Raw genomic sequence first — 14,072 nt, 5'->3', positions numbered from 1 at the left:
CAAGATGGCTTCCGAAACGACGCAGCCCGGCTTCTGGGCTCGGGTGCAGCGCGCATCCGTCGAAAGGCTCCACATCAGGATGGAGTCCCTGGTGGTGCTTCTGGCGCTGAGCACGGCGATGGCGCTCTTGTCGCCCTATTTCCTGTCGCTCAGCAATTTCCTCAACATCCTTTTGGCCACCTCGACGATCGGCGTGCTGGCGATTGCCGCCACCTTCGTCATCGGTTCGGGCGGGCTCGACCTGTCGCTCGGCTCCGTGATGGGCCTTGCCGGCGTGGCCGGCGCCTTCGTGGCGGTCAATCTCGGCTGGCCATCGGTGTTGGCGGTGATCGCCTGCATTCTGGCCGGCGCGATCGCCGGCTACATCAACGGCCAGTTGGTCACCCGTGCCTTCGTGCCGGCCTTCATCGTCACGCTCGGCATGCTGGGCCTGGCGCGCGGGTTGGCGCTGGTCATCTCGAAGGGCAGGGCGATCTACGGCCTGCCGCCCGAGATCGTCTATATCGGTCAGGGCCGGCCCTTCGGTGTCCCCATGCCGGTCATCATCTTCGTGCTCACCGCGATCGTCGCGCATGCGGTGCTCGCCTATACGCGCTTCGGCCGACACACGCTGGCGCTGGGGGATAGTGAAGGAGCTGCCCGCGCGGCCGGCATCCGTGTCGAGCATCACCGCCGCATCATCTACACGCTGTCGGGCGCGCTTGCCGGGCTCGCCGGCCTGCTCTTCACCGCCCGCGTCAATGCCGGCGATCCGACGGCCGGCATCAACTACGAGCTTACCGCAATCACGGCGGCGATTATCGGTGGCACCAACCTGTTCGGCGGCCGCGCCTCGATCCTCGGCACGATGATCGGCGCGCTGATCATGGGCGTGCTGCAGAACGGTCTGACGCTGCTTGCCGTGCAATCCTATTACCAGCAGATGGCGATCGGCGCGGTGCTGATCCTCGCAGTCTTCATCGACCAGTACCAGGTGCGGAAGGAGTCGCGCGTATGACCCTGCTTTCGCTTCGCGGCATCCGCAAGAGTTTTGGCGCGGTCGATGTTTTGCATGGGGTCGACCTTTCGGTCGCAGTCGGCGAGGTGGTCGGGCTGGTCGGCGACAATGGCGCCGGCAAGTCGACGCTGATGAAGACCATCACCGGCATCTACCGTGCCGACACCGGCTCGATCGAATTCGACGGTAAGGACATACTGGCGCTGGATCCCGGCCAGCGCCGCCGGCTCGGCATCGAGATGATCTACCAGGATCTTTCTCTCGCCAAACAGCAGGACGTGGCCTCGAACATCTTCCTCGGACGTGAGCCAACGAAAAGGCTGTTCGGCCTGTTCCCCGGTTTTGTGGATAAAAGCGAGATGGATCGTCAGGCTGCGAAAATGATTGAGCGGCTGGGCGCGCACCTGCCGTCGATAAACCGATCGGTCGGTTCGTTTTCCGGAGGCCAGCAGCAAACGGTGGCGATCGCGCGTGCGCTCACCTTCAACCCGAAGCTCGTCATCATGGATGAGCCGACGGCGGCGCTTGCTGTGCGCGAGGTGCAGAGCGTGCTCGACCTCATCCGGCGGCTGAAGTCGGAAGGCATCGCCGTCATCCTGATCTCGCACCGGCTGAACGACGTGCTGTCGGTCACCGACCGCATCGTCGTGCTGCGCCACGGCAGGGCGGATGCCGATCTCGTCACCGCCAACACCAACATGAACGAAGTCGTCAGCCGCATCGTCGGCGGCGGCGATACGGCCGCAGCGGCGGCGCATGAGCAACGAGGCTGACATGAACACCTTCGGACTGCACACTTTCGCCATCGCGCCGGTCTGGGACCTCGCCCGCATCGAGCCGCAGATGGACAGGCTCAAGGAATATGGCATCGGGCTGATGGAGATCCCTTTGCTTCGGCCTGAGGAGATCGACACCAAGCGGACGCGCAGCTTTGCCAATCACTACGGCGTCCAACTTATCCCCTCGCTCGGCCTACCGCGCGCGCTCGACGTGGTCGAGCGGCCGGACGAGGCGCTCGACTTCCTGCAGCCGGCCTTCAAGGTCTGCAACGAGGTGGGTGCGGAAGCGCTCGGCGGCGTCACCTATGGCACGATCGGCAAGACCACTGGCCGGGCGCCGACACAAAGGGAGATCGACGGCATGTGCCGCTTCCTCGAACGGGCGGCGAAATCGGCGAAGGCGCGCAGCCTCAAGCTCGGCATCGAGCCCTGCAACCGCTACGAGACGCATCTGATCAACCGCGGCATCGACGCGGCGCGGATCATCGAGCGCGTCGGCGCCGACAACATTTTTATTCATCTCGACACCTATCATATGCATATCGAGGAGGAGAGTTTTGCCGTTGGCTTCGAGGCGGCGGCGCCTTATCTCGGCTATGTGCATGTGTCGGAAGCCAATCGCGGCGTGCCGGGACGCGGCATGCTCAACTGGGCGGCCTGCATGAAGGCAATCGCCGATATCGGTTACGAAGGCGCGATCACGCTCGAAAGCATGAACCATGTCGATGTCGACATCGCCGGCGGGCTCGCCGTGTGGCGGCCGGTGGCGGAAGATCCCCGCGACGTCATCGAGGTCGGCCTGCCGTTCCTGCGCGAGGAGGCGAAGAAGGCCGGACTGACGCTCGGATAGAATCGCGTTGCGCAGTCGAGAGTGACCGAAGCCTGGACGGCGCTATTTGCCGAACCGGATACCTCGTGCAATGTGGCTTCGGAGTATCGAAAATCGTGCCATTCGTCAGCACAGGCGGCGTCGCGCTGCACCACCGCTACATAGAAGCGAAGGGCCCTTCGCGTCCGACCATCTTCATCAATTCGCTCGGTACCGACTTCCGGATATGGGACGACATCGTCGCGAAGCTGGCGGGCGAAATGCCGATGCTCGTCTACGACAAACGCGGCCACGGGCTCTCGGATATTGGAAGCGGTGTTCGCTCGATCGACGACCACGTCGAGGATTTGAGCGCGCTTATAGATCACTTCGGTTTCGATAAGGTGGTGCTCTACGGCCTGTCGGTTGGCGGCATGGTCGCGCAAGGGCTCTGTGCCCGGCGGCCCGAGCTCGTCGATGCGTTGATCCTGGGCGACACCGCGCACAAGATCGGCACCGCCGAGAGCTGGAACAGCCGCATCGCGACCGTCGAGCGCGACGGTATCGAGGCGATCGCCGACGCCGTGCTCAAGGGGTGGTTCACGCCGGAGTTTCATGCCAAGCGCGCCGCGGATCTTGCCGGCTGCCGCAACATGCTGACTAGGCAGGCGCTGCCGGGTTATATCGGCACCTGCATGGCGGTCCGCGACGCCGATTTCACCGAGAGCGCCCGGCGCATTGCGGTGCCGACACTCTGCATCGTCGGCCACCAGGACGGCTCGACGCCGCCAGATCTCGTCCGCTCGCTGGCCGACCTGATCCCCGGCGCACGCTTCGAAGTGATCCGCAATGCCGGGCACATTCCCTGCATCGAGCAGCCCGAAGCGCTGACCGCTCTTATCCGAGGCTTTGTCGCCTCGCTTAATGGTCAGTGAGATTAGATACCGTTCAGGACAGGCCATAACCGCGCCGGACCTCAAACCCGCTCCAGCGCGATGGCGATGCCCTGGCCGACGCCGATGCACATGGTGGCCAAAGCGAGCTTGCCGCCGCGCTCGCGCAGTTCGAGCGCCGCCGTGCCGGTGATGCGCGCGCCGGACATGCCGAGCGGATGACCAAGGGCGATCGCGCCGCCATTCGGATTGACGTGCGCGGCATCCTCGGCGATACCGAGCTGGCGCAGCACGGCAATGCCCTGGGAGGCGAAGGCTTCGTTCAATTCGATGACGTCGAACTGTTCGGGCGTCAGGCCGAGGCGGGCGCTAAGCTTCTTGGTGGACGGCGCCGGACCGATGCCCATGATGCGCGGCGCCACGCCGGCGACGGCACCCCCGAGGATGCGGGCGATCGGCGTCAGGCCATGCTTCTTCGCCGCCGATTCCGAAGCGATGATGAGGGCCGCCGCACCGTCATTGACGCCGGAAGCATTGCCGGCGGTCACCGTGCCGCCTTGGCGGAACGGAGTCGGCAATTTGGCCAGCGCCTCGATGGTGGTACCCGCGCGGGGGTGTTCGTCCTTCGCGACGACGATCGGATCGCCTTTCTTCTGCGGGATCGTCACCGGCGTGATCTCCTTCGCCAACCGGCCATTTTCTTGCGCGGCGACCGCCTTGTCCTGGCTACGGACCGCGAAGGCGTCCTGGTCGGCTCTGCTGACGGAAAAGTCCTCGGCGACGTTCTCGCCGGTCTCCGGCATGGAATCGACGCCGTACTGCTTCTTCATCAGCGGGTTGACGAAGCGCCAGCCGATGGTGGTGTCGTAGATCTCGGCGTTGCGCGAGAAGGCGGCGTCCGCCTTCGGCATGACAAAGGGCGCGCGGCTCATAGATTCCACGCCGCCGGCGATCATCAGCTCGGCCTCGCCGGCCCTGATGGCGCGCGCGGCGATCGTGACGGCATCCATGCCAGAGCCGCACAAACGATTGACGGTCGATCCCGGAATGTCCTGGGGCAAGCCGGCAAGCAGCAGCGCCATGCGCGCCACGTTGCGGTTGTCCTCGCCGGCCTGGTTGGCGCAGCCATAAACGACGTCATCCACGGCCGCCCAATCGACGCCGGCATTGCGCTCGACCAGCGCCCTCAGTGGGATTGCGCCGAGATCGTCGGCGCGGACGGAGGACAACGCGCCGCCGAAGCGACCGATGGGCGTGCGGATGTAGTCGCAGATGAAGGCTTCGGCCATCTATGCAGCTCTCCCTTCGGCGGTCCCTTGATGCGCCGCCTTGGTGCGGGCCTGCAGGTCGCGCAATGTCTTCAGCTCGAGTTCCGTCGGCGCCGGCGTCTCGTCAAGGGCCTCCGCGAACTTGACCGTCCAGCCACAGGTCTCCTGCACCTGCTCGCGTGTGACGCCGGGATGCAGCGACACCACGGTAAACTCCGTGGTCACCGGGTCCGGCTTCCAGATGGCGAGGTCGGTGATCAAAAGCGTCGGCCCGGCGGTATCGATGCCGAGCCGCTTGCGATGATCGCCGCCGTCGCCATGGCCGAAGGAGGTGAAGAAGTCGATCTTCTCGACCATGCCGCGCTTCGACTGGGCCATGGTGATGTAGACCTGCCTCGACGAGGTGGCGATCTCCGGCGCGCCGCCGCCGCCGGGCAGGCGGATCTTGGGATGCGCATAGTCGCCGATGACGGTGGTGTTGATATTGCCGAATTTGTCGAGCTGGGCGGCGCCCAGGAAGCCGATCGAGATGCGGCCGCCCTGCAGCCAGTAGCGGAACATCTCCGGCACCGCGACAGTGGTGACCGCCGTCTCGCACAATTCGCCGTCGCCGATCGACAGCGGCAAGACGTCGGGCGCGGTGCCGATGGTGCCGCTCTCATAGATCAGCGTAATGTCGGGCGCATGGGTCAGCCGCGCGACATTGCAGGCGGCCGACGGCGCGCCGATGCCGACGAAGCAGACATCCTCGCTTTTCAGCGCGCGGCTGGCGGCGATCGTCATCATCTCGTTCGGGGTGAAGCTCAGATTGTCCGCGTCGCTCATGCGGCTTTCCTCAAATGCTCGACGCGGCAGGCAAAGTCGTCCGCGCTGCTGTCGATGACGTTCTTCCGGATCCAGGCCTGGAAGCGGTCGCGATCGGCGGCGATCTCGTCCCATTCCAGATAGGCGGCGTTGTCGCGCTCGTAATAGCCATGCGCATAGGAGGGATGCGAGCCGCCCGGCACGACGGAAATCGCCGCGATCGTCCAGCTCGGCAGCACGGTGAGATTGGGGTGGAGGTCGGCGAAATTGTCGACCACTTCCTCGACCGTCACCACTGCGCGCTTTGCGGCAAGAACAGCCTCCTTCTGGATGCCGATGATGCCCTCGACCAGCACGTTGCCTTTGCGGTCCGCCTTCTGCGCGTGGATGAAGGTGACGTCGGGCCTTATCGCCGGAACGGCGGCCAGCACCTCGCCTGTGAACGGGCAAGTGACCGATTTGATGTTGGGATTGACCGCGGCAAGACCGGCGCCGCGATAGCCGCGAAACACCGCGCAGGGCAGGCCGGCGGCGCCCGCCTCATAGGCATTGGCCATGCCGGCGTGGCTGTGCTCCTCGACCTCGATGACGCGCGGAAAGCCGTTCTCGATGGCGTCGCGGGCGCGCCTGAGCAGGCCTACGCCCGGATTGCCGACATAGGAGAAGACGATTTTCCTCGCCATGCCCATGCCGATCATCTGGTCGTAGATCAGGTCGGGCGTCATGCGGATCAGCGTCAGGTCGCGAAAGCCCTGGCGGATCGCCTCATGCGCGGCGGCGGTGGGAATCAGATGGGTAAAGCCCTCGAAGGCCGCCGTATCGCCATCATGCAGGTTTTCCGCGACCGCCTCTTTCAGCGGCAGGAACTTGACCATCTACAGGCTCCGCGAAAGTTCGCATTGCGAACATATGTTTTATATGAGATACTTCTAGCTCCAACCTTTGCATAGAGTCAACGCCAGCCCGGAGAGGTGAGTGGAAGAGGAAGCCATTTCACGCGACCATGTCGGCTCGCTGGAACGCGGCCTGGCGGTGATGGAAATCCTCGCGCGCCATCCGGCCGGCATGACGCTGACCGAGATGGCCGAGCAGGCGGACCTCACCCGAGCGGGCGCCCGCCGCTTTCTGCTGACATTGGTCGCCACGGGCTATGCGACCCAGTCCGGCCGGCTGTTTTCGCTGTCGCCGCGTCTTTTGACGGTCGCGCGGACCTGGCTCGGCGGCGCATCGCTCTGGACGTTCGCGGCGCCGATCATGCGCGAGGTGGCGGGCAAATTCGACGAAGCCTGCAACGCGGCGGTGCTGTCGGGCGAGGATGTCGTCTATGTCGCGCGCATCCCCGGGCGGCGAATCTTAAGCGTCGCGCTCGATGTCGGCACGCGGCTGCCGGCCTATTGCACGTCGATGGGGCGAGTGCTGCTTTCCGGTCTGGCCGCAGACGACTTGAAGACCTTCCTGGCGCAAGCGACCATCGAGCGGCGGACGCCGAAGACGATCACCGGCCGCGCCGCGCTCGGCAAGGCGGTCGACAAGGCGAGGGCAGAGGGCTTTGCCATCGTCGACGAGGAACTGGAACTCGGCCTGCGCTCGATCGCGGTGCCGATCGTCGATCGCGCCGGCCGCACCGTCGCCGCCATCAACGTCTCGACGCAGTCGGCGCGTTTCTCGGTCGAGGCGATGGAGCGCGACATCCTGCCGGTGCTGCGCCAGGCCAAGCAGCGCGTCGAAGAGTTCTTCTTCGTTTGAACGGCGCGTCTCCGATCCTGCCGGTTGATGCAGCCCCCATGTTCATTCCGCGCCCAACTCCTCATTCTTGAATCGTGATGAAGCTTCGTTGACGGGGGAATTCAAATCCGATATTGAACAGGATTATACAGGTCCATTGAACAGGTATCGATATGGCCCGTCGCGCGACGCAGATCACTCCCGGCACGGGCAAGCCCGAGCAGATCGCGACGGTTCTGGAGCATGAGATACGCTCCGGCCTGCTCGGCTTCGGCGACCGCCTGCAGAGCGAAAACGAGCTCGTCCAGCGCTTTTCCGTCAGCCGCAACACGGTCCGCAAGGGGCTCGAGGAACTGTCGAGCCGCGGGCTGATCACCACCAAGGTCGGCATCGGTTCGTTCGTTACCTTCGACGGCATGCCGGTCGACGACGCGATCGGCTGGTCGCGCGCGCTTGCCAATGCGGGCGCCAATGCCGAGACCCGCACATTGCGGCTCGAGATCATCGAGGACGCCGAACTGGCTGCCAGGCTCGGCGTCGAGAGCTCGTCCTTCATCGCCGTCGATCGCGCCCGGACCAATGCCGACGACGGTCATGCCATCTCGATCGAGCGCAGCCGGCTGCCGCTGTCGCCGGAGTTGGAAGACATACCGCTGCGCGGACTACGGGAGGGCTCGCTGCACCAGACGCTGCGCGGGGCAGGGCTCGTTCCCGATCACGGTGAGGAATGGGTCGACATCGAGATGCTGAGCGCCGCCGACGCGGCGATCCTCGCCTGCGCTCCCGGCACGCCGTTCCTGCGCACACGCCGCCTGACGCGCGCCGCCGACGGGCGTGCCATCGAATTCGTCACCAGCCTGCTCAATCCGGCGCATTTCGCGCTGCACCTGGAGTTCTGAGCATGGTGGCCGACGCGATGGATCGGGCTATAGGCGCGCTGATCGGCGGGGCGCTGGGCGATGCGCTCGGCATGCCGACGCAGCTTCTGTCGCCGGCCCGCATCGCCGAGCTCTACGGCCATGTCGAGGAGTTCGTCGCGCCTGCCGCCGATCACCCGGTGTCGAAAGGGCTGCCGGCCGGCGCGATCACCGACGATACCGAACAGGCGCTGCTGCTTGGCCGCATCCTGGTCGAGTCCGGCGAGCGTTTCGATCATGCGCGCTGGGTCAACGCGCTGCTCGACTGGGAGCGCGAGGTCAAGGCGCGCGGCAGCTACGACCTGCTTGGACCATCGACCAAGCGCGCCATCGATGCCATCAATGGCGGCGTGCCGGCGGAGGAGGCCGGGCGCAGCGGCGACACCAATGGCGCTGCGATGCGCATCGCGCCGGTCGGCATCATGATGCCGCCGGAGCCGCTCGCCGCGCTCGTGGCCAAGGTGGCGGAAACCTGCCGGGCCACGCACAACACCTCGATCGCCATCGCATCGGCTGCCGCTGTCGCCGCCGCCGTCAGCCTCGGTGTCTCGGGCGGCGATTGGCGTGTCGCTTCCGATCATGCGGTCGCCGCCGCAAGGCTAGGTGCTGCGCTCGGCCATTGGGTAACCGGCGGCGACATCGCCGCGCGCATCGTCTGGGCACAGGAGCTTGTCCGCGGCAAGGCGGAGAAGGAAGCCATCAAGCTGATCGTCGACCTGGTCGGCACCGGCGTCGCCAGCCAGGAGTCGGTGCCGGCGGCCTTCGCCGTGCTGGAGGTCGCGCAAGGCGATGCGTGGCGAGCGGCCGTCATCGCAGCCAATCTCGGAGGCGACACCGACACGATCGGTGCGATTGCCGCCGGCATGGCCGGCGCCTGCGCCGGCCTGTCGAGGCTGCCGCCGGACCGCATCGCCCGGCTGCATGGCATCGACATTGCGGACGTCCGTGCGCTGGCTGGGGATCTGCTCGCCGGACGCGGCTCCAAGACCGGCCCAGGCCAGGAGGTTGCCTGATGAGCGGGCGGCTCGTCCATGTCGGCAGCGCCGTGGTCGACTATGTCTACCGCATCGATGCGTTGCCGGCGGCCGGCACGGAAAAGACCGCGTCAGCTTACGCGCGGGTCGCCGGTGGCGGCTTCAATATGATGGTGGCGGCGAGCCGCACCGGCATGAAGGTGGTGTTCGGCGGCCAGCTCGGCACCGGGCCGGACGGAGACTTCCTGCGCAAAGCCTTCGCGGCCGAAGGCATCGAGACGCTGACGCCGCCATCGCCTTCGATGGACAGCGGCAATTGCGTCGCGATGATCAGCGGCGACGCCGAACGCACTTTCGTCTCCTGGCCGGGCGCCGAGAGCCGGCTCACGCCGGACATGATGAAGCCAGTGCAAGTCGTTCCGGGCGATTGGGTTTTTACCTCCGGCTATACGCTGAGTTATCCCGGCAGTCGCGACGCGCTTGCCGATTGGATCGAGGCGCTTCCGGCTGGCATTCCTTTCGTCTTCGATCCGACGCCGGTGATCGCCGACATTCCACGGCCGATCCTGGACAGGGTTCTGGCGCGTACGACCTGGCTGAGCTGCAACACCAATGAGGCCGCCGAGATTGCCGGCGCCGGCGATGCCCAGACCGTCGCGATCCGATTGCTCGCCGAGCATTGCCCCAGGGCTGAAGGCGTCGTCATCCGCGCCGGCGCGCATGGCTGTCTCGTGCGCATGGCCGATGGCGGCACCCGCGCGGTGCCTGGCTTCAAGGTGGAAGCCGTCGACACCAATGGGGCCGGCGACACGCATATCGGCGCCTTCGTCAGCGGCCTTTCGCGCGGCATGGGCGCTTGCGAGGCGGCACGCTATGCCAATGCGGCCGCCGCGCTTTCGGTCACCCGCCATGGCGGGTCTTCGGCGCCGACCGACATGGAAATCCAGGAATTCCTGACTGAGCGCGGCGAAGCGACGACCGCGCTCGGCCGGGCGGAAGCGACTGCAACTTAACAAGCCCGTCAATCGGGCAAACAATGAGAGGAAAAGAACATGCGCATGCCCAGACTGACCGCTTTCCTGACGGCAACGGCCGTCTTCGTCTCAGCCTTCACGCTGGCCGCACGGGCCGCCGAGGAAGTGCATGTGCTCAACTGGAAAGGCTATGGCGCCGACGAGCCATGGGCGGTCGCCAATTTCGAGAAGGCGACCGGCTTCAAGGTGGTCAACGACTTCTTCAACTCCGAACAGGAGATGCTGACCAAGATCCGCACCAATCCCGGCCTCTACGACGTCGTCATGATCAACGCCGCCTTCAACGACCAGGCGATGGCCGGCAAGCTGATCCAGCCGATCGATGTCTCGAAGCTTTCCAACTATGCCGACATCGCTAAGGACAAGGCCAGCTCGCCGATGCTCAACCATGACGGCAAGGTCTACGGCGTGCCGTGGGTGTGGGGCCTGACGGCTCTGGCGATCAACGACAAGTCCTTCGACAAGCCGCCGACGAGCATCGCCGAGATGTGGAACCCGGCGCATAAGGGCCGCGTCATCATCCGCGACGACGCCGTCGAGGCGGTGCAGTTCGGCGCGATCGCTTCGGGTCAGGACATCAACGACATCAAGGATATGGACGCGGTCAAGGCGAAGCTCACCTCGCTGATGCCGCAGATCAAGACCTTCTGGAGCTCGGAGAACGACTGGAACCAGATGGTCGCCTCCAACCAGATCGACATCGGCACCTATTGGAGCGGCTCGGCCGACCGCGCCAAGACCCATTTCAAGCTGCCGGTCTCGCTGGTCATCCCGCAGGAAGGCGCCGTCGCCTGGCTCGACGCCTTCTCGATCCCGGTCGGCTCGAAGAATGTCGCGGGCGCCGAGGCCTTCATCAACTATATGATTGACCCGAAATTCTACGTCGAATGGGTGACCAAGGTCGGCGCGCCGGTTTCGGCCAACACCAAGGCGGTCGACGCGCTGCCCGAGGACGCCTTCAACCGCAAGGTCATGGGTAGCCCGGATGTCGCCAAGCGTATCCAGTTCCAGGCGCCGATCACCGACGCGCAGCGCGAGAAGTACCTGGCGCTGTGGCAGGAGCTGAAGGTCAACGTGAAGTAATCACGTCTTTCGGGAGGAGAGGCAACTATGGCTGACCAGCTTGCGATCGGTTCGCGCCGCGGACTGAAGCCGGCCCTGCCGCTTCTCCTTCCCGCCTATCTTTGGCTGACGGTAGCGATCTTCCTGCCGCTGTCGGCCATGGTCTTCTTCTCCTTCATGACCGACCTGCCACTGGCCGGAAAGGAATGGTCGTTCACGCTCGGCAATTACGCAGCCTTCTTCTCGCAGAGCCTCTATTCGACGCTGTTGCTTTCATCGCTGCGGCTCGGGCTCGAAGTGACGCTGTGGTGCGTCGTTATCGGCTACCCGGCGGCCTATGTATTGGCAAAGGTGCTGAAAGGGCGCAGCCGCGAGGCGATCTTCCTGCTCGTCATCCTGCCGTTCTGGTCGAACGGGCTGGTGCGCATCTTTTCCTGGGCGATGGTGCTGCGCGAAGGCGGCATCCTCGATACGGCCCTCAACGCCGTGCTGCCGTTCAAGATCAACATTGATCTCATGTATTCCTACCCTGCCGTCATCATTGGCCTGGTGCACTCCTATGTGCCCTATATGGTGCTGACCTGCTATCTCACGCTGCAGGCCATCGACGACTCGCTGATCGAGGCCGGTCGCTCGCTTGGCGCGTCGCGGCGGCAGGTGCTGTGGCGGGTGATCATTCCGCTGTCGATGCCGGGCCTGATCGCAGGTGCCGCGCTGATCTTCGTGCCGGTGGTCGGCTCCTTCATGGAGCCGCGTATCCTCGGCGGCCGCACCGGCACTTTCTACGGTACCGTCATCGAGGATCAGTTCGTCGCCGTCTTCAACTGGCCGCTGGGCGCGGCACTCTCCTTTATCCTGCTCGCGGTGGTGCTGATCATCCTGGCGCTGGCGGCGCCTGTCCTGCGGAGGACTGCGTGATGGCGACGACGCGCATCCTCGAATGGCTCGGGCGCTTCTACATCGTGCTTTTGCTGGGCTTCCTCTACCTGCCGATCATCATCATGGCGGCAATGTCCTTCAATGCTTCGCCTTTCTACCAGTTGCCGTTCGAGTGGACGACGGACTGGTACGCCTCGCTCTGGCAGAACGACCAGCTGATCGCCGCGACCTGGAACAGCATCGAGATCGCCGTCATCACCACTTTGATCTCGACGGTACTGGGCTCGATGGCTTCGCTGGCGCTCTATCGCTACGAGTTCCGTGGCAAGAAAGTCCTGCAGGCGCTGCTCTTCCCGCCGATCGCCATTCCGTGGCTGATCACCGGCACGGCAATGCTGATCTTCTTCTTCGGCGTCGGCATCGGCCGCGGGCTCATTGCTATCCTGCTCGGCCATGTCGCGCTGGCGCTGCCTTACGTGATCGTCGTGGTATCGGCCCGGCTGCAGACCTTCGCACCTGAGCTGGAGGAGGCGGCGCGCTCGCTCGGCGCCAACCAGTGGCAGGTGACCATGCGCGTGACTTTGCCCTGGATCATGCCCGGGGTTATAGCCGGCGGGCTGTTCGCCTTCGCGGTGTCGTTCGACCAGTTCGTGGTCTCGTATTTCCTGTCGACGCCGGGACAGACGACATTGCCGGTCGAAATCTATGCCGCGATCCGCAAGGGTTTTACGCCCGAGATCAATGCGGTCTCGACGATCATCATTGTCGTGTCGATGGCGCTGATGCTGCTCACGGCGCGCTTCTTCAAGTTTGGCGGAGAGAAATAATGGCTGGCGTCCAGGTCGCGAACGTCTCGCGCAGCTTCGGCGCGCACAAGGCGCTGGACGATGTCTCGATCGACTTTGCCGACGGCGGGTTCTATGCGCTGCTCGGCCCTTCGGGCAGCGGCAAGACCACGCTGCTCCGCCAGATCGCCGGCTTCGATTTTCCCGACGCCGGCAGCATCGCCATAGGCGGCGAGAGCGTCGAGCGCGTGCCGGTCGAAAAGCGGTGCATCGGCATGGTGTTCCAGAACTATGCGCTGTTTCCCAATATGAGCGTCGCCGAAAATGTCGCCTTCGGCCTCTCGGTGCGCGGCGAGCCGAAGGCGACGATCGCTACGGAAGTGCAGCGCGCGCTCGATCTCGTGCAGCTCGGCAAGCTTGGCGGGCGAAAGCCGCACCAGCTCTCCGGCGGCCAGCGCCAGCGCGTAGCGCTGGCGCGGGCCATCGTCACCAAGCCGCGCGTGCTCTTGCTCGACGAGCCGCTTGGCGCGCTCGACAAGGCGCTGCGCGTCGACATGCAGATCGAGCTGAAGCGCATCCAGCGCGAGATCGGCATCACCACCATCTTCGTCACACACGACCAGGAAGAGGCGCTGACGATGAGCGACCGCATCGGCATATTGCGTGACGGCAGGCTGGTGCAGGAAGGGCCGCCGGAGGAGATCTACGACCGGCCGCAAAGCGAGTTCGCCGCGACCTTCCTCGGCGACGCCAATATCTTTCGCGGCGACGCGACCGGCTCCGGGATCAAGCTGCCCGACGGCACGACGATCGCGGCTTCGACAGGCGCAGCGGTGCCGGCCGGCACCAAGGCGAGCTGCGCGGTTCGGCCCGAGCGCATCCGGATTTCGCCCGGCGCGGCAAAGCCCGATCAAGCCAATGCCAACACGCTTACTGGGCAGGTCTCGAAACGCATCTTTGCCGGCAACAACAGCACCTATTTCGTCGACCGCTTCGGCCAGACGCTGAAGGTGATCGTCCAGAACACCGGCGCCGAGCGCCTGGCCGAAGGCCAGCCTGTGGTGCTGAGCTGGTCGCCGGACAGCACGGTGCTGATCGCGGCCTGACTGATGGGAAATGATGGCGCGGGCCTTGGCTGAGGTCCGGA

Annotated in this window: 15 protein-coding genes; 12 read left to right on the top strand and 3 right to left on the bottom strand. The window is 65.0% G+C overall.

Features of this window, described 5'->3' with window-relative positions; genetic code table 11:
- Positions 1–4: 4 nt before the first annotated feature.
- The 4 genes from O7A05_RS00140 to pcaD all read left to right on the top strand — a co-directional run bounded on the left by O7A05_RS00140 (position 5) and on the right by pcaD (position 3,519).
- Entirely contained in the window at positions 5–997 is a 993-nt protein-coding gene (locus O7A05_RS00140; RefSeq protein ID WP_337090925.1) for an ABC transporter permease, read from the top strand.
- Positions 994–1,770: an ATP-binding cassette domain-containing protein gene (locus tag O7A05_RS00135; protein ID WP_337090924.1), complete on the top strand. Its 777-nt coding sequence runs from the start codon at positions 994–996 to the stop codon at positions 1,768–1,770. Before O7A05_RS00140 ends, O7A05_RS00135 begins: the two co-directional genes overlap by 4 nt.
- 1 nt (position 1,771) lies before the next feature.
- Positions 1,772–2,626, top strand: a complete 855-nt coding sequence (locus O7A05_RS00130) for a sugar phosphate isomerase/epimerase family protein (protein ID WP_337090923.1) — start codon at positions 1,772–1,774, stop codon at positions 2,624–2,626.
- Between the two features lie 95 nt (positions 2,627–2,721).
- Positions 2,722–3,519, top strand: coding sequence for a 3-oxoadipate enol-lactonase (pcaD, locus tag O7A05_RS00125; RefSeq protein ID WP_337090922.1), 798 nt, complete (start codon positions 2,722–2,724; stop codon positions 3,517–3,519).
- A 41-nt stretch (positions 3,520–3,560) separates the two neighbouring features.
- On the opposite strand, the gene pcaF is transcribed toward pcaD, so the two are convergent.
- The 3 genes from pcaF to O7A05_RS00110 are packed head-to-tail and all read right to left on the bottom strand — an operon-like array spanning position 3,561 to position 6,424.
- Complete coding sequence (gene pcaF, locus O7A05_RS00120; protein WP_337090921.1) at positions 3,561–4,766, bottom strand: 3-oxoadipyl-CoA thiolase; 1,206 nt, start codon at positions 4,764–4,766, stop codon at positions 3,561–3,563.
- Positions 4,767–5,570 (bottom strand): CoA-transferase subunit beta, encoded by an 804-nt coding sequence (locus O7A05_RS00115; protein WP_337090920.1) that lies wholly within the window; start codon positions 5,568–5,570, stop codon positions 4,767–4,769.
- The gene (locus tag O7A05_RS00110; RefSeq protein WP_337090919.1) at positions 5,567–6,424 is read right to left on the bottom strand and encodes a CoA transferase subunit A; all 858 of its coding nucleotides are present in this window, start codon (positions 6,422–6,424) and stop codon (positions 5,567–5,569) included. Before O7A05_RS00110 ends, O7A05_RS00115 begins: the two co-directional genes overlap by 4 nt.
- 100 nt (positions 6,425–6,524) lie before the next feature.
- On the opposite strand from O7A05_RS00110, the gene O7A05_RS00105 reads away from it, so the two are divergent.
- The 8 genes from O7A05_RS00105 to O7A05_RS00070 all read left to right on the top strand — a co-directional run bounded on the left by O7A05_RS00105 (position 6,525) and on the right by O7A05_RS00070 (position 14,031).
- Positions 6,525–7,295 (top strand): IclR family transcriptional regulator domain-containing protein, encoded by a 771-nt coding sequence (locus tag O7A05_RS00105; protein ID WP_337090918.1) that lies wholly within the window; start codon positions 6,525–6,527, stop codon positions 7,293–7,295.
- A 152-nt stretch (positions 7,296–7,447) separates the two neighbouring features.
- Positions 7,448–8,173 carry a GntR family transcriptional regulator gene (locus O7A05_RS00100; protein ID WP_337090917.1) on the top strand — a complete coding sequence of 242 codons (726 nt, stop codon included), beginning with the start codon at positions 7,448–7,450 and terminating at the stop codon, positions 8,171–8,173.
- Between the two features lie 2 nt (positions 8,174–8,175).
- The gene (locus O7A05_RS00095; protein ID WP_337090916.1) at positions 8,176–9,204 is read left to right on the top strand and encodes an ADP-ribosylglycohydrolase family protein; all 1,029 of its coding nucleotides are present in this window, start codon (positions 8,176–8,178) and stop codon (positions 9,202–9,204) included.
- Positions 9,204–10,178, top strand: a complete 975-nt coding sequence (locus O7A05_RS00090) for a PfkB family carbohydrate kinase (protein ID WP_337090915.1) — start codon at positions 9,204–9,206, stop codon at positions 10,176–10,178. The genes O7A05_RS00095 and O7A05_RS00090 overlap by 1 nt, the downstream gene beginning before the upstream one ends.
- A gap of 39 nt (positions 10,179–10,217) precedes the next feature.
- Positions 10,218–11,282, top strand: a complete 1,065-nt coding sequence (locus tag O7A05_RS00085; RefSeq protein WP_337090914.1) for an ABC transporter substrate-binding protein — start codon at positions 10,218–10,220, stop codon at positions 11,280–11,282.
- A gap of 27 nt (positions 11,283–11,309) precedes the next feature.
- The gene (locus tag O7A05_RS00080; protein ID WP_337090913.1) at positions 11,310–12,179 is read left to right on the top strand and encodes an ABC transporter permease; all 870 of its coding nucleotides are present in this window, start codon (positions 11,310–11,312) and stop codon (positions 12,177–12,179) included.
- The gene (locus O7A05_RS00075) at positions 12,179–12,967 is read left to right on the top strand and encodes an ABC transporter permease (RefSeq protein ID WP_337090912.1); all 789 of its coding nucleotides are present in this window, start codon (positions 12,179–12,181) and stop codon (positions 12,965–12,967) included. The genes O7A05_RS00080 and O7A05_RS00075 overlap by 1 nt, the downstream gene beginning before the upstream one ends.
- A complete protein-coding gene (locus O7A05_RS00070; protein WP_337090911.1) occupies positions 12,967–14,031 on the top strand; it encodes an ABC transporter ATP-binding protein in 1,065 nt (354 codons plus the stop codon). Before O7A05_RS00075 ends, O7A05_RS00070 begins: the two co-directional genes overlap by 1 nt.
- Positions 14,032–14,072 lie beyond the last annotated feature (41 nt).

The organism is Mesorhizobium argentiipisi (SeqCode), assembly GCF_037179585.1.
GTDB lineage: Bacteria > Pseudomonadota > Alphaproteobacteria > Rhizobiales > Rhizobiaceae > Mesorhizobium > Mesorhizobium argentiipisi.
This window is presented reverse-complemented; position numbering and strand designations above follow the sequence as displayed.